Source organism: Acinetobacter sp. 1542444 (assembly GCF_000581835.1).
GTDB lineage: Bacteria > Pseudomonadota > Gammaproteobacteria > Pseudomonadales > Moraxellaceae > Acinetobacter > Acinetobacter pittii.
This window is the reverse complement of sequence record NZ_JEYA01000005.1, coordinates 168914-191008: the sequence shown is the minus strand read 5'-3', so window position 1 is coordinate 191008 and position 22095 is coordinate 168914. Positions and strand designations below refer to the sequence as shown.

Here is a 22095-nt window from a genome sequence, read left to right as displayed (position 1 = left end):
CTGAGCAATGCGTGATAAGATTCGCCTCGTTTCTTCAGCTGGTACAGGTTACTTCTATACCACGACTAAAAACAAACGTACTATGCCGGAAAAAATGGAAATCAAAAAATTTGATCCAAAAATCCGTCAACACGTGATTTTCAAAGAAGCTAAAATCAAATAATTTTAGCCTCGAAAAAAACGACTTCTTTATGAAGTCGTTTTTTTTTGCATTTTTTTTATACTCACCTTTTTGTTAAACTTTCTCTACATTCCGCCTTGGCATTTTTTATGCTTGTTTTTAGCCTAACTCACGTAAAAGGAGTTTTTAGTGCCGCATGACGTAGATTTAATTATTTTACTTGCTGTTGGTTTCGGCGTTGCCCTCATTTTTGGCTATATTGCAGCCCGATTACGACTCCCCCCTCTTATCGGCTATTTAATTGCCGGAATTATTATTAGCCCAAATACACCGGGTATAGAAGCAGATATCCACCTTGCCAACCAGCTTGCAGAACTCGGGGTCATGTTCCTGATGTTTGGTGTAGGGATGCACTTTTCATTAAAAGACTTATTACTAGTTCGTCGTATTGCCTTGCCTGGCGCAATTTTACAGATCGCTGTTGCAACCTTACTTGGTATTGGCGTTTCAATGCTATGGGGATGGAGTTTCGGGTCTGCACTCGTTTTTGGCTTAAGTCTATCGTGTGCGAGCACGGTTGTATTATTAAAAGCATTAGGAGACCGAGGTCTTTTAGACTCAGTTAACGGCAAAATTGCTGTGGGTTGGCTGTTAGTCGAAGATTTAGTGATGGTACTGGTTTTAGTACTTCTTCCGGCTACAGCTGTTTTACTCGGTGGAAAAGCACCGGCAGGTGCAGACGGTAATATCTGGTTAACCCTTGGGATAACCTTATTAAAGGTGATTGGCTTTATTGCCTTTATGCTCATTGTAGGTAAACGTGTTGTACCTATTATTATGCAATTCGTTGCTCGTTTAGGGTCACGAGAGCTATTTACACTGACCGTCGTCGCTGCTGCTGTTTCGATTGCTTACGGCTCTTATGCCATCTTTGGGGTTTCAATGGCTTTAGGGGCATTCTTTGCGGGTATGGTCGTTAAAGAATCAGACTTTAGCCATCGTGCAGAAGAAGAGACTCTCCCACTACGTGAAATTTTCTCGATTTTATTTTTCGTTTCTGTGGGTATGCTGTTTGATCCACATATTCTTGTGGAGAGTCCGCTACATATTTTAGCTGTTATCGCGATTATTATGGTGGGTAAGACTCTTGCTGCAATGGCACTGGTTTTATTCTTCCGCTATCCAATCAATACAGCTTTAACAGTCGGGGCAAGCCTTGCACAGATTGGTGAGTTTTCATTTATTTTGGCGACACTCGGTGTTTCTTTAGGCCTATTAAGCTTAGAAGCTCAGAATCTGATTTTAGCGGGCGCTTTATTTTCAATTACGCTTAACTCTTTCATCTTCTCAGCGATTGAACCTGTACAACGTTGGATTCGTGAACGTTCTCACTTAGCCCGACTGCTTGAACGTAGCGGTGACCCATTAGCAATGTTACCCGATGAAGTTGATCAAGCTTACTTGCGTGATCAGGTCGTAATTGTGGGGTATGGCGGTGTGGGAAGACGTATTACTGAAAATTTAATTAATGAGAATATTAAAGTCGTTATTGCAGAAGAGAATCGTGAAATCGTAGAAAAACTACGTAACGCAAATATTGCTGCTGTGAGTGGTGTTGCTACTGAACCAAGTGTTTTAATTCAAGCACATATCATGCATGCACGACTCTTGGTAATCTCACCTATGGATATTTTAGATATTCACCGTATCGTGGCGATTGCCAAGCAATTAAATCCTCAGATTCAGGTATTAATTTGCGCAGAAAGCAAAGAAGAAGCAGCGGTTATCCGTGATGAAAATATTGGCGAAGTGTTCTATGCAAAAGAAGAAATGGCAAAGAATATGAGTCACCACATCTTAAATCAGATCGAGCTTGCTCATCAGTCAACAATTCATTAACCCATATAAAAAGCGTACTCAAGAGTACGCTTTTTTTAACTCAAGAATTTAGGCTGTTCGTCTAATCCCTCAGCCTGCCACTCGTTTACCTGCTTTTCCAGCAGTCCAAATAATGCAGCCTGAATCATATGCTGAGCAACAACTGGAGTCTGCTCACCCAAGATTGCTTTGACTTCATCGCTAAATTGAATTTTAACCAAGGGTTCATTCTCAGAACCTGCATTACGCAAGGCGAGTTCACCACCTTCGAGTTGAACTAATTCCAACACTGCTTCTTGATTTCCAAATAACTCTTTCAATTGCTGTATAGACATATACTTCCTCCATGTTTCAACATGGTGGCAAAGCACCCTTGCACTTTGCATCTCTTGTCTTATTTATATAGGCACACCTAGTCGAAATTTCAAGCATCTAGGCAGTTTAATTTTAGAACTCGACCATTTCGTTACGAAAACCATCAATTAAATGACTTAATTCTCGGTGCCATTCACGCAAGATTTTAACATCTGGCAACCAAGACTGAGGCCCTTGTGTCACTTTAATAATAAGGTTAGAAGAAGTTTCTTCTTCAGGAGTCGGTTCTTTTGGTTCTGGGGCGTATTGGCACATACGATAAGCTCGTTTTAACTCTGCAACAAAACCATCTTTTGCCAATTGCTGCAAAACGGACACTTCAGGGGAAACCTGTCCTTTTGCCGCCATATGTTCCTCAATAGATTTTAAGGTGGGTTGCAAATCATTTAAACGGTAATAACGTACCAATTCTTGTAAGAACGCTAACATTGCGCCATGTAAATGAAATACAGCTGCTTCACGGTAAGCTTGTACCTGCTGCACATGATCGGTCTGCTCTGCCTGTTGACACGCTAGACGTGCAAAATAGAGCTTCTGATTGGTACGATCGGCATGATAACGAGCAACACGTGACATAACTAAACTTTCCTGTTCTAAAATCGCCATTGCAATAGCTATTCTTAGCTTAACGACTCCATTGATAAAATCAACGTTATTTATGGTAAATCCAGCTCAACTTGATAAATTTTACGTTTAGCTAAAATTTTCACTGGCTGTTTTATAGGACGAACATTACTTAAGACCCAAGCAAAATAGCCTTCACTCCAAGCAGAGGCACAGGCTAAATTGACCTCGTCATTTCGCCAAGCATGAATAGAGTCGACATCAACTAAAGCGACAGCAACTCATTCCTCTTCATCAGTATCTTTAACCAGAAAGTTCTGGTTTTCGACAATTAATAGATCTTTCACTGGTAACTGCGTAGGTATCCATGAACGCACTTCAAGTGTTTTTATACCTTCAGCAATACGAGTACCATTCGGCGTTACAATCGAGAGAGCTAAAAATTGCCTTTTCACCAGGAAAACTTATTCTTCGGCTGCTTTAACTCGAATTCCATAGCCTTTAACTTTAAGCGTATTTAAGCCTTTAATTGCCTTAATCGCTTCACGGGGATTAGGCATTTCAACAAAACCAAAGCCCTTCGATTTACCTGTGTCTTTATCAGTCACCAGAACACATGTATCAACTTTACCATATGCCTTGAATAACTCTAAAACTTCCACTTCACTTACAGCACGATCTAAATTACGAACTAATATCTTCATTTTCTAACCTTAATTGGCAATAAAAGGGAGGGCCAATATACATTTAAGTAATCACAGCGTCTTATACAGTAGTTTAGTCCAGATCGATACCAAAACCTAAATTTACTGCAGGAGATCTGTTCCATTGTTTTTTAGTAAATTGCTGAGGTACTTGCCTATGAATTTTTGCTTGAACCAAGTGTGCAGGCAGATCATTTAAGAAATAACTCTCAACTTTACGACCTTGCTCATCATAAGTGTCTTGCGACCACGTATTAAGATTTTGCTTCGTCAAAATTAATTCATTTTCAGCACGCGTTAAGGCAACATATAGCACACGGCGTTCTTCCTCAACATCATCAAAATCACCCTGAGCCCTTGCATACGGATATTGATTTGGCGATACGTGAGGTACATAACAAACTTTCTGTTCCGCACCCTTAGCTGAATGAATCGTAATTAAAGTTACTAAATCTTGATCAGCAGCTTTTTCAATTTCAGAAACTGAAATCGGCTCAAGTACATATTCCTCAAGGAATTCACCTAACGACGCATGCTTTCGTGCAAGTTGCTTAACCAAATCAAAGTCTTTTAAACGGCGCGACCAATCTTTAGTTTTATAATTTTCCTCTAGCTGTTCACCTAAAGCATCGAGAGCCAAGCCAATACTTGCCTCGACATGCTGCTGTAATACATCTAGCTGTTTTAAAATTAAAATCGCTTGTAGAGGTACCTTGCCATGACGTTCAAGTCGCTGACAGCGCTCCTCGACATCAACAATTCCCATCAGCTCTTGGGCTAACTTACTAGCACCAACATCACCGATCCCATCCCACAAGGTTAGAAAGCGCATCCAAGCCAAATCATCGTGAGGGTTACTCACAATACGTAGCAGGCTCAGTACATCTTTTACATGGGCCGACTCAAGAAGCTTTACCCCACCAATAAAACGATAAGGTATTTCAGCAGCAATAAAAGCCCCTTCTAGATATCGGGCACTATAACCAGAACGAACTAACACCATATGGTCATGCCAGTTTGCACCTTGTTGATGGCGCGTTATTAAATCTTGTGCAATCCAGTTTGCTTCTTCAAACTCATTACCAAACAAATGTAGCTGTGGCTTTTGCCCTTGGCCACGATGTGCTTGTAGCTGTTTTTGATAATCAATTGGGCTATGTGCCAACAGCCAGTTCGATAAATCTAAGATTTCTTGAGTCGAGCGATAATTTAAAGCCAGTGTAAGTACTTCTGCATCAGGTATTCGTTCTTTAAAAGAATGGATATTTTCAAAGTCTGCGCCACGAAAGCCATAAATGGACTGCGCATCATCACCCACACAAAATAACTTCACTTTACCAATTAAGGGCTGCAATAAAGCCCATTGCAAAGGGTTTGTATCTTGCATTTCATCAACTAGCAATGCCTGACAAAAACCTGCAACCCAATTGGTTAACGCTTCTGAGTTTTGTAAATGAACAGCCACAATCGACAAGATATCGTCGTAATCTAAAAAATTACGCTCTCTTTTGCGTTGCTCATAAGTTTTCATCAACTCAGCAATTTGAGTTTTATGCTCATATGCATCTGGAAGCTGTTTGATTAATGCTTCAGAAAGCTTTGTTTGAGTATTTCTTGCATAGGAATATAGATCACACAGCTCTGCCGCTTTAGGTAAAACATTATCTTTGTCTTTACCTCTTAATAAACGGAACATCAGCAACTGATCATCACGATCAATAATACTAAATTGATTTAAGCCAAAAGCTTGTGGATTACGGCGCAGTAAATACATACAAAAAGTATGAAAAGTTGAAGCTCTTAGGCCTTTTGCCTGTGCTCCTACATGCTGCTCTACTCTTGCAACAATTTCACTCGCAGCACGTCGAGTAAACGTTAAAATCTGGATTTGGTTTGCTGGTAAGCCTTGATCAATTAAATAGGCAGCACGGGCAACAATCGTCTTAGTCTTGCCACAGCCAGCACCTGCCAAAACTAAACAGTTCTGCGCAGACGTCGTGGCTGCTTTTTTTTGCTGAGCATTTAGTTCATTAATTAATTTTGCAAGACTCATAACACATATCGCTAAAACACCAAGACATAGTTTAACAGACCCAACCCCAGATGCGTCTGCCCGTCCTAAAAACAAAAAGAGCACCTAAAGTGCTCTTTGATTCAACAATATTATTTAAGATACTGTTTTTGAACTAGATGGCAGATGCTTAATCGCAGAAGCCAAACCTAGAAAATTAATTCCTTGGAATAAGATATCTATGGCAAGGAACATGCCTAACACCCAAAAAGGTGAATCTTTAGAAACCAAGATCAAAATACCTGTAGCGAGTGTTAATAATCCTGAAAATAAGGTCCACCCCCACCCAGTAATTGGTTTAAGTAAAATCGCGTTTACTGTACGTATAGCTCCAGCAATAATCAGTGCTATTGATAATAAGCTCGTCAAAACTACCGCTGTTGTTACGGGAGTAGAAAAAGCATAGTAGCCTGCCATTAGATAAAGCACGCCAAAGAGTGCCCATAACCAGCGGCTTGCACCTTTAAATACACTAATGGCCGCGACAAGATGTAAAACACCTCCGACCATCATGAGTATTCCAAATAAAAAAACCACAGAAAAGGTCGCAAATGGTAATGAACTAAACAAAATCAGACCGAAGCCAATAAGCACAAAGCCTAATATCAAATACCACTTACGATCAGCATGTAACTGATTACGCACCAAATCATTACCGACAGTTTTCATCATGGCCACTCTTATTATCAGGTATTAGAATTTCATCTACCTAATAATAGTGATCCACTTCACATTTTTTGTCTGTATAAGATCTGCATCGTTTCTTATCAATTAATGTGGATAAAGCAGTATTTATCCACAATTTTATTTCACCCAACCAATTTCTTGGGCTGTAGGTAAACCTATTGTGGTTTCATGTAAACCATTCGGCATTTTACTGCTCTGCTCAGATAATGGTGTTCGACCACCCATGATTTCAGCGTCAGTTTGCGGATATAAAGGCACTTTTTCAGGGTGCGCGTAACCTAGAGGATAAAGCGGTTGACCAGTTTTTAAATCATATTTGTCTTGTGCCCCAAAGCCATGTAATAGCTCATGAACAATCACAACCTGATTTTGGGAAGCTTGTGTTTTAGTCGCAAATAAATTCACACTACCAATACGACCTTTTTCCAAAGCAGTCGAATGGATCAAAACTTTTTGATAATTGGGATCGTAATAATTTAAATAAAGTTTAAGTGATGCCCCATTGTCTTCAGGTTGTTGATGGCGCCATGCATAAAAACGGAACTTTAAACTCCACCACATCACATGAAAGATATTGGCATTTTGAGGAACCTCAGGAGGTCGTTGCTGTAATGGCTGACCTAAACGAATTACAAAGTTTCCTGATTGACCACGATAGTGTTGCGACCATTCTCCCAAATAATTTCTTATTCTCTCAAAATCAGTGTATTGCAACTGATGAATATAGCTCTGCGTTGTCTGCAAACCATCTGCATTAATAGGATGTAAAACGACAACAATAGGTTGATTCCAGTCTTGGTTTTGATCTCGCCATGCCTGAACAGCAACAATCAATAAAATAATTAACAAACATAAAACTCGAATGTTTTTCCACATTCTTTTTCCCCATACATTTAAAATTTTCTTTTATTGTTTTAGATATAAAAAATGCTAGCTGAGCTAGCATTTTTTATTGTGGACTTAATTAGCCCTCAACCCATTTACCATTTTGATAAATTAGGCTCCATTTGGTTTGTTTACCTTCTGGAGTTTCCGAACCTACATATTGTGATTGATTCTTACGACTGAATTTCACAACTGTCGGATTACCTTCAGGGTCTACGTCTGGCGCTTGTAAAATAAATTGATATTTAGGATCAAGCTGAGCAGCAACACTACGCAATTCCGCAACTTTTGGCGCACGTGTTTCACGAATTTTCGGGAATTTACTTGCGGCCAAGAACAGCCCAGCCGCACCGTCGCGCAAAACAAAATAGTCATCATGCTTTGTTGAGCGCAAATGTTCCATTTTGATCGGTTCTACACGTGGAGGTGCAGGCTGACCGCTTTTCAAGACCTTACGAGTATTGTCACAGCTTGTACAAGCGAAATACGGACCAAAACGGCCAGTTTTAAGCTGCATTTCACCATCACATTTATCACACGGAATGGTTGGGCCATCGTAGCCTTTAATCTTGAACTCACCTTCTTCAAGCTCAAAACCGTCACAGTCAGGGTTGTTACCACATACATGCAGTTTACGACCACCATCAATCACATAGCTGTCCATGGCTGTGCCACATTTCGCACAACGATGTTTTGACATCAAATCTGCGGTTTCAGCACCATCATCATCAGAAAGAGCAGCTAAGGACTCAACTGGTGTTAAGTTCAAAGTACCTTTACACCGCTCTTTAGGCGGTAAGTTATACCCAGAACAACCTAAGAACACGCCTGTTGTACCTGTACGAATCTGCATTGGACGTGAACATTCAGGACAATGTACCGCTGGCACTTCAACCGGCTGGTTGCGGCGCATGCCGTGCTCGCCTTGAGCATTGGTAAGACGTTTCTTGAAGTCACCATAGAAAGTATCAAGTAACTCTTTCCAGTTACGCTCGCCTGTTGCAACTTTATCGAGCTGCCCTTCAAGGTCTGCTGTAAAGGCATAGTTCATCAAGTTATTGAAACTTTCATCAAGTCGATCTGTCACGATTTCACCCATTTTTTCGGCGAAAAGACGACGGTTTTCCAACTTAACGTAGCCACGTTCTTGAATTGTAGAAATAATCGCTGCATAAGTCGAAGGACGACCAATACTACGTTTTTCGAGTTCTTTAACCAAAGAAGCTTCAGTAAAACGTGCAGGTGGTTTAGTAAAGTGCTGACTTGGGTCTAACTTCTCTAATTTTAAAATTTCACCTACTTTAATTGCAGGCAAAATAATATCGTCATCAGACTTGTTAGCACCACGCACTCGTGTAAAACCATCAAATACAAGCGTACGGCCTTTTGCCTTCAATTCAACATTTGCAGCTTCAACCGTTAAAGTTGAAGATAAATATTCTGCTGGAGTCATTTGACATGCAACAAACTGACGCCAGATCAAATCATATAAACGCTGAGCATCACGTTCTACACCCGCAAGTTGATCACCTGTAAGTGCAACATTTGAAGGACGAATCGCTTCATGGGCTTCTTGAGCACCCGCTTTGTTACCATAGCGGTTTGGCTTCGCTGGTAAATATTTCTCACCAAATTGGCTTTCAATATGAGCACGTACCATGCTTACTGCATCATCACTCAAGAACGTTGAGTCAGTACGCATATAGGTAATAAAACCTGCTTCATATAGACGCTGTGCCAGCATCATGGTTTTCTTTACAGAAAAACCTAAACGTGTACTTGCAGCTTGTTGCAGCGTTGAAGTGATATACGGTGCACTTGGATTTACCTTAGTCGGTTTATCTTCACGCTGTGCAACTTTATATTCAGCACCTTTTAAAACATCCAATAAAGCATCAGTTTCAGCTTTATTTTTCAGTTTAAGGGTTTTACCAGCTTGCTTAACTGCTTCAAGACGAATGTCATCTTTCTTGGCTTGCGTGTCTGCAAAAACTTGCCAGTATTCTTCCGGAATAAAAGCACGAATTTCTCTTTCACGCTCTACAACCAATTTCACCGCTACAGACTGTACACGCCCTGCCGATAAACCACGGGCAATCTTTTCCCAAAGTAATGGTGAAACCATAAAGCCAACAACACGGTCTAAGAAACGGCGTGCTTGCTGTGCATTAACTCGGTTTAAATCTAGACGCGTAGGTTGTTTAAATGCTTCTTGAATGGCATTTTTAGTAATTTCGTTAAATACCACGCGATGATAACGACTGTCATCACCACCAATAACTTCTCTTAGGTGCCAAGCAATGGCTTCCCCTTCTCTATCCAAGTCCGTTGCGAGATAGATTGCATCGGCATCTTTGGCGAGTTTTTTTAGTTCAGCAACAACATTTTCCTTACCTGGCAGAACTTCGTAATGAGCTTCCCAACCATGTTCAGGATCAACCCCCATACGATTAACTAAAGCCTGACTGGCTTTTTGTTCTTTTTCTGCTTCAGTGAGTTTCGTCCGGGCAGCCGGCTTTTTCTCAGTTGATTTGCTGCCACCTGTTGGCAAATCACGTACGTGACCTACAGAAGACTTTACAATGTATTGCGAACCCAGATATTTATTGATGGTTTTCGCTTTGGCAGGCGACTCCACAATCACTAAGGCACGTTTATGTGCAGCAGGTGCAGTAGATGCTGTGCTTTGAGATGCAGAGCGCGAGGTATTCGCCATATAAAATGTTATTCCTATACCAATAAATTTAAAAATCAGGCTTTAGCCAAGTTCAACAGATAAGCCTTCATCTCATCTAATTGTGTTGCTCTCAGGTCTGATTCCTCATCCCAATAAAGCCCTACACAGTTTGCCTGCATATCAATAGCATAAATCCCTTTTAATGCAATGGGAGAATCATTAAATTTCTCATCACCCTGAACCACTTTTAATTTGCCGTCTACAACGCGAGCGCGCATTAAAGATAAACGGGCATCGGGAATCAATACACTATAATAAGCAACCATGCTGGCACGCTTTTCAGTCGCCATTGGGACATGTGTCCATTCAGGTGCAACGATTACACGTGGGTGTAAACCCATTTTACGAGCTTTATCACGCATAATACCAAGTGCCTTTTCACGTGGGCTCACTCTTAAACCAAAAATGGAGCCAAGTACGAAAAGAACAATGATAACGGTAACCCAAATTCCCATATTGTCCATAGCAAAACCTATTAATCTCTTTTATTAGAGTTGCATAAGCTGACCAGAAAACGCAAGTTTCATCATAAAAATAATGCCCGATACAGGGGCAAGCTTCAAAATAGTCAGATTTCACAGTGCAAATTGCGATGAGCTGACACAAATATCATTAAGGATTCGAATGGCCATCAACAAGTGTCAGCTTTCCAAACTGGTCAATATGAGCATCCCCCCACTGTTTTAAAGCAAACAGAATTTTTTCAAGACTTTGCCCCAAATCAGTCAGGCAGTATTCTACTTTAGGTGGTACCTGAGGATAGACTTCCCGATGAATAATTCCATCTTGTTCCAATTCACGTAGCTGATTTGTCAGCATTCTTTGGGTAATACTCGGAACACGCTTTCGAATTTCGTTAAACCTCAAGGTGCCTTCATTAAATAAATGCCAAAGAATGACGCATTTCCATTTCCCATCAATCAAGCTAATCGCAGCCTCCACTGAACAACCCGGAGAGCAATCAAAGCTTGAGTGTCTTGCTTTTGCCATTTTACAGTATCCTTTTTGACACTATGAGCGTTATTTGTCTGTAGTCACTTATTTTAAGCTTACGTTATGATCAAACTCTCAACAAGAGGAATGATAATTATGAAAGCTGTGGCATATCAAAAAGCTGGTCCCATTACATCGCCAGAAGCACTCGTTGATATTGAACTCGATGCACCTATTGCTGAAGGACACGATTTACTTGTTCGTGTACAAGCTGTCTCAGTAAATCCGGTAGATACTAAAATTCGAAAGAATGTAAACCCTGAGAATAATCAGTGGAAAACGCTTGGCTGGGACGCAGTAGGTATCGTTGAAGCGATTGGAGATAAAGTTACTCAATTTAAGATTGGCGATATCGTTTGGTATGCAGGTGCTCTTAATCGTCAAGGTAGTAATAGCGAATTACAACTCGTTGATGAACGTATTGTTGGCCATAAACCAAAAACTTTAGAAGTAACCGAGGCTGCAGCTCTCCCTTTAACTGCAATCACGGCTTGGGAGATGTTATTCGATCGCCTGCAAGTTCCAAAGAATGCGCCAGAAAACACAACAATATTAGTGATTGGTGGAGCTGGCGGTGTTGGCTCAATCACCATTCAACTTCTTAAACAGCTGACTAACCTAACAATTATTACAACAGCTTCACGAGCAGAAACTCAAGACTGGGTTAAGCAACTTGGAGCAGATTATGTGTTAGATCATCGTCAACCTTTAGCAGCCCAAATCAAGCAATTAGGTTTAACTGCACCTTTATATGTGTTCTCGACTACTCAAACAGATCAGCATTTAGCAGATATTGTAGAGTTGATTGCACCGCAAGGCCGTTTTGGGCTCATTGATGATCCTGAACAGTTAGATATCAAACCGTTTAAAACCAAGTCTGTATCTGTGCATTGGGAATTTATGTTTACACGTTCAATGTTCCAGACCGAAGATATGGCAAAACAAAGTGAACTATTAAATGAAGTCAGCAAGCTGGTTGATGAAGGAAAAATCAAAACAACTGTGACTGAAGTTATAAGTCCAATTAATGCTGAAAATTTAAAACGAGTTCATCAGCAAATTGAAAGTGGTACAACAAAAGGTAAGATCGTCTTACAAGGTTTTTAAGCAAAATTGAAAATATTCCCAAATAAAAAGGCAAGTATCGAACTTGCCTTTTTATTAATAGTGGGGAGGTTTATTCGTTAATGGATCAAAAGGTGCAATGCCTTCTGATAAATCCGAAGATTCCACACGTTGATAAAGAAATTGCATTTGTTTTTTCAAATCAGCTATTTCTTGAGTTTGAATAGCGAGTTGTTGATTTAATTGTTCAACTAAATCATCCAAAAATGTAATTCGCACTTGCAAATCTTCAATGGGTGCGGAAAATGACGCTTGATCATCATGATATGGTGGTTTAGTCATTTAAATCCTCATTTGAGATTCTGGAAAACATTATGGCCTATATTACCCTAAGGGATGTCCAACTTGCTTTTGGCGGACCTGCCCTGCTCGATGGCGCGAACTTTAATCTAGAACGTGGCGAACGAGTCTGTTTAATTGGTCGTAATGGTGAAGGTAAGTCTACTTTACTTAAACTGATCGAGGGAAGCCTATTACCGGATTCTGGTGAAGTTTCTATTCAAAATGGTTTAACTGTTTCAATGTTAGCCCAAGACGTTCCAATGGATTCTGGTAAGGTTGCTGACATTGTGGCTGATGGCGCAGGCGAAGCTGCCGAAGTACTCAGAGCTTATCATGAAGCAACTGATGCTTGTATGCTGGGAGATATGGAAGCTTGTGATCGTATGGGTAACCTACAGCATAAGCTCGACCAACTAGACGGCTGGGCACTCGAAAACAAGGTCAATGCTCTGTTAAGTAAAATGGGACTCGATCCAAATGCAGATTTGGCAGACCTTTCAGGTGGACGTAAACGCCGTGTTTTACTCGCTCGTGCTCTTTTAACGCAGCCAGACGTACTACTTCTAGACGAACCGACCAACCATCTAGACGTTGAAAGTATTGAGTGGCTAGAAAAATTCCTACTCGATCAAAATAATTTAACGCTACTATTTATTTCGCATGACCGTTCTTTTGTAGACAGTATTGCAACTCGAATTGTTGAACTTGACCGTGGCATATTACGTGGCTACGAAGGTAACTATTCACGCTATTTAGAGCTTAAAGCCCAGCAAATGGAAGCAGAAGAGAAACAAAATGCTTTATTTGATAAAAAGTTAGCTGAAGAAGAAGCTTGGATTCGCCAAGGGATTAAAGCTCGTCGTACGCGTAACGAAGGCCGTGTGCGCGCCTTAAAAGCTTTACGTGAAGAATCGAAAGCCCGCCGTTCACAACAAGGCAAAGTGAGTATGGCGACTCAAGAAGCAAATCGCTCTGGTAAATTAGTATTTGATATTGAACACCTAAGCGTATCTTATGACGACAAACCACTGATTAAAGACTTCTCTACGCTTGTCATGCGTGGCGACCGTATTGGTCTAGTCGGCGATAACGGTGTTGGTAAAACAACGTTAATTAAAGCCATTTTAGGTGAAATTGAGCACGGTGGTTCTGTTAAGACTGGTACACAGTTAGAAGTAGCCTATTTTGATCAATTACGTAATGCCTTAGACCTTGAAAAGACAGTGATGGCTAACGTTTCAGAAGGTTCTGACTTTGTTGATGTAAATGGTAACCGTCGTCATATCTATAGCTATTTACAAGATTTCTTGTTCTCACCTGAACGTGCACGTACACCAGTAAAGGCCCTTTCTGGCGGTGAGCGTAACCGTATTTTGCTTGCTAAATTATTGCTTAAACCATCGAACCTGATTGTGATGGACGAACCAACCAATGACTTGGATATGGTGACTCTTGAGCTACTTGAAGAGATGCTTTCTGAATATAAAGGTACCCTATTACTCATTTCGCATGACCGTGCATTTATGGACAACGTTGTAACATCGACTTGGGTCTTTGATGGTAAAGGCAATATTGCAGAGTACATTGGTGGCTACCAAGACTATTTGCTGCAGCGTCCAGATGATAAAGTTGTAGACCAAAAGTCTGACGTTAAAAAAGCTCAGGCAAAAGCCGAAGCTGAAAAAGCCGCAGCTCAAAGTAACGTTAAAAAAGTCAAACTGAGTTATAAAGACCAACGTGAACTTGAGCAACTTCCTGCCGAAATCGAGAAATTGGAAGTTGAACAAGCAGAGCTTTCCGACAAGCTGGCAGATGGTTCATGGTTTGTAAGTAATGCCGATGAAGCAACTAAAGCAAGTCAGCGTCTCGCAGAAATTGAAGAGGTATTACTTGAAAAATTAGAACGCTGGGATGAACTTGAACAAATGAGCAAAGGAAATTAATTTGTGTTCGTTCCTACAATTTAAATAACAAAAAAGCCTCCTTAAATTAAGGGGGCTTTTTTAGAATATATAAATTTTAAAAGCACAAAAATCTATAAAAAACACTTGATGAGTGATTAAGTTTAGTCAGCATTAATAGTTCAAAATATCGCCCTGTTTGAATATAAGACTTATAAAAATAATTATGTTATATCTACCAATATAATAATATTCGAGTATTTTTCATGCTAGATCTTTCTCAAATTTTAGCATTCGGATTAATCTGCTTGGCCATGGTGCTTACCCCTGGCCCAAACATGATTTACCTTATTTCTCGTTCAATTTGCCAAGGAAAAACGGCGGGATTTATTTCACTCGCTGGTGTTGGCATTGGCTTCATATTTTATATGCTTTGCGCTTCTTTCGGGATTACAGCGCTTATTGTTGCAGTTCCTTATGCTTACGACACCATTCGTATTGCAGGAGCAATTTATTTACTCTGGCTAGCATGGAAAGCACTACGTCCCAATGCATCCCCAATTTTTGATGTAAAACAATTATCGGTAGACTCCCCAGCTAAACTATTTTTAATGGGTTTTGCTACAAATCTACTTAATCCTAAAATTGCGATTATGTATTTATCATTATTGCCACAGTTTATTCACCCACAACAAGGCAGTATTTTATGGCAATCCATTCAGCTCGGTACTATTCAAATTTTTGTTAGCGTCTCGGTAAATGCTCTGATTGTGCTTTCTGCGGGTAGCATTGCCCTTTTTCTTCAACAAAAACCCCTTTGGGCAAATATACAACGTTGGCTTATGGGAACGGTACTAGCTGGGCTTGCTGTTCGTATTCTTTTAGCAAATCGCCGATAATCGCGTTTTACCTCCTTATCTTAACCACTCAATTCAACAGTGTATTACGACGATAAATTCAGTTCGTGATACACTTTTGCCAGTTTTAATTTTGAATTCTTTATATCGTTATGAGCCAAAAGCAGACTTATACGCCCGGTGAATTTCAATGGTCCTTTTTATTGCCTAAATATTGGGGTATTTGGATTGCCATTGTTTTTTTAATGCTTTTGGCTATTTTGCCGTGGGCAATTCAGTGGCGTCTGGCTCATGGCTTAGCAAATCTGGCTTGGAAATATTTAAAATCTCGCCGAAAAACGACTATTCGTAATTTAGAAGTCTGCTTTCCCGAATGGTCAGCCGAAAAAGTACAGCAACAAGCTAAGCAAGTTTTTGTAGATATGATGCTGGGTATTTTTGAGACATTAAACGCATGGTATAAGCCTTACTGGTTTAAAAACCGTGTCACCATTGAAGGCTTAGAACACATTACCAATGCCCAAGCTCAAGGCAAAGGGGTTTTATTATTGGGTACTCATAGTACGCTTCTTGATGCGGGTGGCTATGTTTGTGCTCAATATTTCGAACCAGATGTTGTGTACCGCCCTCAAAATAATCCATTGCTCGATATGCTGATTTATCGTTGCCGTGGCACCATTTATAAAGCACAAATCGACCATGATGATATGCGTGGTTTAATTCGCCACCTTAAAGATGGTGATGCAATTTGGTATAGCCCTGATCAAGACTTCGGACTCAAGCAAGGCGTTATGGCACCATTCTTTGGTGTGCCAGCGGCCACAGTAACTGCTCACCGTCGTTTATTAAAAATCTCTAAGGCAGTTGCAGTCCCTTTATATTTTTATCGTCACGGTGATATTCAGAACCCGAAATATCATGTTCTGATTGAACCTGCGGTAGATAATATGCCAAGTGAAGATGAAGTCGATGATGCAACTCGAGTTAATAAAATTATTGAAAATCAGCTTCGCATCGCACCAACTCAATATATGTGGTTCCATCGTCGTTTTAAGACACGTCCTGAGGGATATGAAGAGATTTATTAAGATAAAGCTGTAATGATTTTAAATTGATGACAGACACAGCCTTAATTTAAAGTAAAATTCAAATACTATCGAATAGGCAGACCTTACTTTTCAAGGATAAAAAGTAAGCAAAAATCCTTTGTTCCGCTGATGTTACTTCCTTGTAACACAGCGAAACAGCGACATCCATGTCGCTAGCACGATAGTAAATTCTGGATAATGATTTAGTTTGAAATGATGTATCTATAGATGGTCCATCTTTTATGAATGTATAAGGCAACAAACAATGAAAGTGATGCAACTTCTCCCAGAACTCAATAGCGGTGGCGTAGAACGCGGCACGCTAGAAATTGCACGCGCACTTGTTGCACATGGCCATCAATCTTTGGTTGTTTCAAATGGCGGCCGACTAGTGTCCCAGCTTGAAGCTGAAGGTTCTACTCATTTAACGCTGCCTATTCATAAAAAATCACTTTCAAGCTTGTGGCAAATTCGTCCTTTACGCCGGCTGATTGAACAGCATCAACCCGATATTGTTCATGTGCGCTCTCGTGTACCAGCTTGGCTTACTCACTTTGCCTTAAGAAAAATACCTGCAAACAAACGCCCTCACCTCATTAGCACTGTACATGGTTTCTATTCGGTTAATCGTTATAGTGCGATTATGACTCAAGCTGAAAAATTGATTGCTGTTTCTGACAGCGTGGTTAAATACATCACTGACCATTATAAAAACTGTCCACCGCAAGATATTGTGCGAATTTATCGGGGCATTGACCCTGCCGCTTTTCCACATAATTACCAGCCCTCAGCACAGTGGTTTAACCAAGTTTTTAATGACTTTCCTGAGCTTGAAAATAAGTTTTTACTTTGCTTACCTGGTCGTATTACACGCTTAAAGGGGCATGAAAGTTTAATTGAACTGATGCATCAACTTCAGACGCAATATCCTCAGCTACATGTGGTTGTTGTCGGCGGTGCTGATGCCAAAAAGCAAGCCTACTTAAGTGAATTACAAAGTACCATTCAAAGCAAAGGACTCACAGATAAAATTACCTTCGTAGGACATCGCTCAGATATTCGGGAATGGCTCGCTTTTAGCGATATTGTGCTCTCTCTATCCAATCAAGCAGAAACATTCGGTAGAACAGCCTTAGAAGCGCTTTCAGTGGGTACACCAGTCATTGGCTGGAACCGTGGCGGTGTTGCCGAGATTTTATCGAATGTATACCCACAAGGTCTTGTTGAAGCAGAAAATGAAAAAGCCTTAATCGAGACTGTAAAAAATCATATTGAACAACCTCAAATCGTTGCTCCTGTCACTATGTTTAGCTTAAAAGATATGTGTGATCAAACACTAGAACTATACCAACGCGTTTTGAAATAACCCAATAAAAAACCCGCAATATTCGCGGGTTTTTTACAACTAAAAGAAAGCCATCTTATTTAAATGTTGCTTCATAAGCAGCAGCTTTTTCAGAGTCGTATTGTTTTTCCCATTTACTGATTACAAGTACAGCAAGTGCGTTACCAACAACGTTCAAAGCAGTACGAGCCATATCCATAATACGGTCAACACCAGCAATAAATGCTAAGCCTTCAAGCGGGATACCAACAGTATGTAAAGTTGCTAATAGGACAACAAATGATACGCCAGGAACACCAGCAATACCTTTAGAAGTAATCATCAAAGTAATAACCAAGATTACCTGTTGACCGATTGACATATCTATACCATAAAGCTGTGCAATAAAGATTGCTGCGATACTTTGGTAAAGTGTAGAACCGTCGAGGTTAAATGAATAACCTGTTGGGATCACAAAACTGGAAATTGCTTTTGGCGCACCGTAAGCTTCCATTTTTTGCATAATACGTGGTAAAACTGTTTCCGAGCTTGCTGTTGAGAATGCTAAAATCAATTCATCTTTTAAAATCTTAAACAAGATAAAGATGTTGATTCCAAACATTTTTGCGGTAATACCCAAAACCACAAAAGCAAAGAAAAAGATAGCGGCATAAACCAACACTACCAATTTAGCTAATGGAATGAGTGAAGTAAAACCGAAGTTAGCAACAGTTACTGCGATTAAACCAAACACACCCACAGGTGCATATTTCATGATGATGTGCGTTACGCGGAACATCGTTTCTGAAACTGCATGAAACACATTTAACAATGGGTCTTTAGTAGTTGCTGGCAATGAAGACAGACCAATACCAAACAACACAGCAAAGAAAATCACAGGCAACATTTCACCGTGTGCCATAGAGTTAACAATATTGGTTGGAATCATGGACAAAATTGTCTGTACCAATCCATGTGACTGAGAACCAACTTCTTGAGCTGTATGCTGATATTGCGAAATATCAGTCGTCACTAACATCGCTTTATCTACACCAGCACCTGGTTGGAAAATATTTGCCGCAACCAAACCAACCAAAATAGCAATAGTCGTAATAATTTCAAAATAGAGAATGGTTTTAAAACCAAGTCGCCCTAAACTTTTCGTACTGCCAACACCTGCAATACCTAAAATCAAGGTAGAGAAAACGATTGGAATAACAATCATTTTAATCAGGCTAATAAAGATCTTACCAAGTGGGGTAAGAACATTATTCACAATACTGTCTCTGATTTCAGGCTGGTTATGTAAAACAGCCCCGACAACTATCCCTAGGATTAAAGCAATTAAAATTTGCCAAGCAAGGCTAAATTTAAAATTCTTCATAAGACAATCCTTATGCACCGCAAAGTATCAAATATGAGAGGGAGAAGAACACTAACTAAGAGTGAAACCTCAACATGTACAGTAATTTCCAAACAGAAATTTAAATGTACAAACAAATCACACCCCGCCGATCCGGCGAAGTAAAAAACAATGCCTGTTGACGATCCAACATGTCAACGATCGGCACATTCTATTGAGATTTATTAATTAAACAACCCCAATTTATCTTTAAATAAATTAAAGCCTATATTTATTCATCAATAATCTATAAAAACAAAAACTTAGATAAAAAAAATTTTGTATCTTTTTTCATTAAAAATTGCGCACATGTACATGAAAATTTATGAAGGCTTAACGCGAATTAAATAGATTTTAAAAATAAGATAATCTTGGAAATTTTTATATGATTTACAATAAATTTAATAAGGTATATAAAAATATCAACCCGAGTTCTGCGTCCTGCAAAACTCGGGTAAATGAGGTTGTGCTTTCAGGTTAATAATTATTTTTATCGTTTCCGTTCCAACATCTGATCCGTGATGCTATTCCATATCAGCTTTGTGTATCCTTACGTGGGATTATCCATTCCCGGTTCCGTGTGCCGATGAATGTAGAATAAGGTTTTTATAACACTCTGCCTATTCGCCCTAGACTCAAATCTTTGTACGATATTGCTTACATCACTTTTTATATTCTTTTTATTTATAAGGCTGTGCAATTTTATCAGTTACTACTTTTTCTTCAGCTTCAGCCTTTGCAATTCCTTCTTGGATAGCTCTTTGTGCCTCTTCTTCATCATCTTGAGTTTGTTCCAATTCCTCTTGAATATGCTCAAATATTCGACCAGTCTGCAAAACCACATAGACAGGAAAATGATCAGATCCGATATGAGGTAAACGCTGCATCTTCACTAAACCGAAATCTGTACTATGGAAAATATGGTCTAAAGACCAGCGCAATAAAGGATAGTCCGCATGAAAAGTATTAATAAAATGTCGCCCAACACGCGGATCCAGTAATCCACTAATTCGTTGAAATAACCGTGTAGTACGTGACCACGCTACATCGTTTAAATCACCCATCACAATACAGCTTTCATCTAGATCTTTAATTTGGTCGCCCACAATTAAAAGTTCAGCATCGCGTAAAGTCGAATCCTTCGCCTCAGTTGGACTAGGGGGCTTAGGATGCAAACAATAGAGTTGAACTGGCATACCAGACCGTAAAGTTACAGTGGTATGAATAGAGGGAATTTCATCACTGAGAATAAATTTAACTTCAGTATTTGATAAAGGTAGACGGCTATATAAATGCATGCCGTAGAGGTTATCTAAGGGTACAGGAACGCGATAAGGATAGTCACCTTCGATCTCCCTTAAAGCATTTTCCCATGTCGTATCGCTTTCCAATGTAAGCAGCAAATCTGGTTTTAATGTCCTGATCTGTTCAAGCAATAAATGATACTTATCATTAGGAGTGAGCACATTCGATACGATTAATGAAATCTGCTTTTGTGGATCTAATTGAGACGTCTTCACCTGTTTAACCTGTTTTTTCCAAAACAAGGTATAGGGCAAAATCATTTTAAGCTGATAGGCAATGGCAGCAATGAGCGCAGCCAGCACGACTTCACGCCAGAGATTCCATTCGGTTGGCCAAAACAGCATTCCTATAAAAGCTAAAAGACCAACAAATAGAATCTGCAACCTAGGAAAATCGGCACCACGAAACCACCACTCATCACGAGGAATAAGTGACCAGAAACTTAACCAAATCACCAGACCAGCTAGAACTTCGATATAAATCATTGAATTTTCTCTTTTAAGATGATTTGTTTTTTAAAGTTTTTGTCATCTTTATCAATTTTGTATGTAACATAAACAAGATATTCTACTCAATAAAGATGGTGTTTTGTTTCTGTAACGCTTGCAGTTGTGGACACTTTTGATACACTCAACTCCCCCTAACAATTTTAACGCACCGAGGCAAAATGACATGAAAGTAGGTCTGGTCGGTTGGCGCGGGATGGTCGGTTCCGTCCTTATGCAACGTATGGTTGAAGAGAATGATTTTGCTCATATTGAGCCATTTTATTTCTCTACCAGTAATGCAGGTGGTGAAGCTCCTTCATTTGGTGGTAAGACTGCCCCAGCACTTATGGAAGCTACAGACATTAATAGTCTGAAGCAAATGGATGTCATTATTACCTGTCAAGGTGGTGACTATACGTCTGAAGTTTTCCCACAGTTAAAAGCGACTGGTTGGGATGGCTACTGGATTGACGCAGCTTCAACTTTACGTATGTCAGATGATGCAATCATCGTTCTTGACCCAGTAAACCTTAACGTTATTAAAGACGGATTGGTTAACGGCACCAAAACTTTCGTAGGTGGTAACTGTACAGTATCACTTATGTTGATGGGTGTAGGTTCACTTTTCCAAAATAATTTGGTGGAGTGGATGACTGCTATGACTTATCAAGCAGCATCAGGCGCTGGCGCACAAAACATGCGTGAGCTACTAACTGGTATGGGCTACTTATACAACAATACTAAAACATTGTTAGATGATCCTAAATCTGCAATTTTGGATATTGATCGTCAAGTTGCTGACTTACAACGTGGTGAAGGTTTCCCTTCTGCTAACTTTGGTGTGCCATTAGCGGGTTCATTGATTCCTTATATTGATAAGCAACTTGAAAGCGGTCAATCAAAGGAAGAGTGGAAAGGTCAGGTTGAAACCAACAAGATCTTGGGTAACTCACAAATTGTTCCTATCGACGGCCACTGTGTCCGTATTGGTGCGATGCGTTGCCACTCTCAGGCGCTTACTATCAAGTTGAAAAAAGATGTGCCGCTTGATGAAATCGAAGATATGATTCGTACTTCAAGCCAATGGGCGAAAGTTGTACCAAACACTCGTGAAGCGTCTATGACTGACCTTACACCTGTTGCTGTAACTGGTACCTTAACTGTGCCTGTAGGTCGTCTACGTAAACTCAACATGGGTAAAGAGTATCTAGGTGCATTTACAGTGGGTGACCAGTTACTTTGGGGTGCTGCAGAGCCTTTGCGTCGCATGTTACGTATTTTAGTTGAATACAAAAGCTCATAATTTGA

The 22095-nt window shown here is 40.0% G+C and carries 20 protein-coding genes and 1 pseudogene; 8 read left to right on the top strand and 13 right to left on the bottom strand.

Annotated features, from left to right (window positions below; translation table 11 throughout):
• Window positions 1-7: 7 nt before the first annotated feature.
• Both rpmG and J580_RS18205 read left to right on the top strand, forming a co-directional pair.
• Window positions 8-163: a 50S ribosomal protein L33 gene (rpmG, locus tag J580_RS18210; protein WP_001205031.1), complete on the top strand. Its 156-nt coding sequence runs from the start codon at window positions 8-10 to the stop codon at window positions 161-163.
• Window positions 164-310: 147 nt separating this feature from the next.
• Complete coding sequence (locus J580_RS18205) at window positions 311-2020, top strand: cation:proton antiporter (protein WP_032005156.1); 1710 nt, start codon at window positions 311-313, stop codon at window positions 2018-2020.
• 35 nt (window positions 2021-2055) lie between these two features.
• On the opposite strand, the gene J580_RS18200 is transcribed toward J580_RS18205, so the two are convergent.
• From J580_RS18200 to J580_RS18155, 10 genes and pseudogenes are all read right to left on the bottom strand, one after another.
• Window positions 2056-2334: a hypothetical protein gene (locus J580_RS18200; RefSeq protein ID WP_031968650.1), complete on the bottom strand. Its 279-nt coding sequence runs from the start codon at window positions 2332-2334 to the stop codon at window positions 2056-2058.
• Between the two features lie 112 nt (window positions 2335-2446).
• A complete protein-coding gene (locus J580_RS18195; RefSeq protein WP_005066079.1) occupies window positions 2447-2950 on the bottom strand; it encodes a DUF6586 family protein in 504 nt (167 codons plus the stop codon).
• An 80-nt stretch (window positions 2951-3030) separates the two neighbouring features.
• A pseudogene (locus J580_RS23870) lies at window positions 3031-3393 on the bottom strand (ASCH domain-containing protein).
• Window positions 3394-3402: 9 nt separating this feature from the next.
• Window positions 3403-3642 carry an RNA recognition motif domain-containing protein gene (locus J580_RS18185; protein ID WP_032005154.1) on the bottom strand — a complete coding sequence of 80 codons (240 nt, stop codon included), beginning with the start codon at window positions 3640-3642 and terminating at the stop codon, window positions 3403-3405.
• A gap of 73 nt (window positions 3643-3715) precedes the next feature.
• Window positions 3716-5695 (bottom strand): ATP-dependent helicase, encoded by a 1980-nt coding sequence (locus J580_RS18180; RefSeq protein ID WP_032005153.1) that lies wholly within the window; start codon window positions 5693-5695, stop codon window positions 3716-3718.
• Window positions 5696-5809: 114 nt separating this feature from the next.
• A complete protein-coding gene (locus J580_RS18175; protein ID WP_014208303.1) occupies window positions 5810-6391 on the bottom strand; it encodes an HdeD family acid-resistance protein in 582 nt (193 codons plus the stop codon).
• 126 nt (window positions 6392-6517) lie between these two features.
• Window positions 6518-7276 carry a hypothetical protein gene (locus J580_RS18170; RefSeq protein WP_032005152.1) on the bottom strand — a complete coding sequence of 253 codons (759 nt, stop codon included), beginning with the start codon at window positions 7274-7276 and terminating at the stop codon, window positions 6518-6520.
• 88 nt (window positions 7277-7364) lie between these two features.
• Window positions 7365-10001, bottom strand: a complete 2637-nt coding sequence (gene topA, locus J580_RS18165) for a type I DNA topoisomerase (protein ID WP_002115027.1) — start codon at window positions 9999-10001, stop codon at window positions 7365-7367.
• Between the two features lie 35 nt (window positions 10002-10036).
• Window positions 10037-10486, bottom strand: coding sequence for a hypothetical protein (locus tag J580_RS18160; RefSeq protein ID WP_002114763.1), 450 nt, complete (start codon window positions 10484-10486; stop codon window positions 10037-10039).
• Window positions 10487-10634: 148 nt separating this feature from the next.
• Window positions 10635-11012, bottom strand: coding sequence for a winged helix-turn-helix transcriptional regulator (locus tag J580_RS18155; RefSeq protein WP_017482014.1), 378 nt, complete (start codon window positions 11010-11012; stop codon window positions 10635-10637).
• A 99-nt stretch (window positions 11013-11111) separates the two neighbouring features.
• Here J580_RS18155 and J580_RS18150 point away from each other — a divergent pair, with 99 nt between their 5' ends.
• Window positions 11112-12122, top strand: coding sequence for a zinc-binding alcohol dehydrogenase family protein (locus J580_RS18150; protein WP_032005151.1), 1011 nt, complete (start codon window positions 11112-11114; stop codon window positions 12120-12122).
• A 54-nt stretch (window positions 12123-12176) separates the two neighbouring features.
• Here J580_RS18150 and J580_RS18145 read toward each other — a convergent pair whose 3' ends face one another.
• Window positions 12177-12422, bottom strand: a complete 246-nt coding sequence (locus J580_RS18145; RefSeq protein WP_002115104.1) for a SlyX family protein — start codon at window positions 12420-12422, stop codon at window positions 12177-12179.
• Between the two features lie 32 nt (window positions 12423-12454).
• Between J580_RS18145 and J580_RS18140 the strand changes: the two genes are divergently transcribed.
• From J580_RS18140 to J580_RS18125, 4 genes are all read left to right on the top strand, one after another.
• Window positions 12455-14365, top strand: a complete 1911-nt coding sequence (locus tag J580_RS18140) for an ATP-binding cassette domain-containing protein (RefSeq protein WP_005066057.1) — start codon at window positions 12455-12457, stop codon at window positions 14363-14365.
• A 224-nt stretch (window positions 14366-14589) separates the two neighbouring features.
• Window positions 14590-15222: a LysE family translocator gene (locus tag J580_RS18135; protein ID WP_032005150.1), complete on the top strand. Its 633-nt coding sequence runs from the start codon at window positions 14590-14592 to the stop codon at window positions 15220-15222.
• Between the two features lie 110 nt (window positions 15223-15332).
• The gene (lpxL, locus tag J580_RS18130) at window positions 15333-16268 is read left to right on the top strand and encodes an LpxL/LpxP family Kdo(2)-lipid IV(A) lauroyl/palmitoleoyl acyltransferase (protein WP_032005149.1); all 936 of its coding nucleotides are present in this window, start codon (window positions 15333-15335) and stop codon (window positions 16266-16268) included.
• Window positions 16269-16533: 265 nt separating this feature from the next.
• Window positions 16534-17634 (top strand): glycosyltransferase family 4 protein, encoded by a 1101-nt coding sequence (locus tag J580_RS18125; RefSeq protein WP_032005148.1) that lies wholly within the window; start codon window positions 16534-16536, stop codon window positions 17632-17634.
• Window positions 17635-17689: 55 nt separating this feature from the next.
• Here the strand turns inward: J580_RS18125 and gltP are convergent, their stop codons facing one another.
• Both gltP and J580_RS18115 read right to left on the bottom strand, forming a co-directional pair.
• Window positions 17690-18976 (bottom strand): glutamate/aspartate:proton symporter GltP, encoded by a 1287-nt coding sequence (gene gltP, locus J580_RS18120; RefSeq protein ID WP_014208293.1) that lies wholly within the window; start codon window positions 18974-18976, stop codon window positions 17690-17692.
• A 698-nt stretch (window positions 18977-19674) separates the two neighbouring features.
• Window positions 19675-20784 carry an endonuclease/exonuclease/phosphatase family protein gene (locus J580_RS18115; protein ID WP_032005147.1) on the bottom strand — a complete coding sequence of 370 codons (1110 nt, stop codon included), beginning with the start codon at window positions 20782-20784 and terminating at the stop codon, window positions 19675-19677.
• Window positions 20785-20971: 187 nt separating this feature from the next.
• On the opposite strand from J580_RS18115, the gene asd reads away from it, so the two are divergent.
• Entirely contained in the window at window positions 20972-22090 is a 1119-nt protein-coding gene (gene asd, locus J580_RS18110) for an aspartate-semialdehyde dehydrogenase (protein WP_032005146.1), read from the top strand.
• The last annotated feature ends 5 nt before the right edge of the window (window positions 22091-22095 follow it).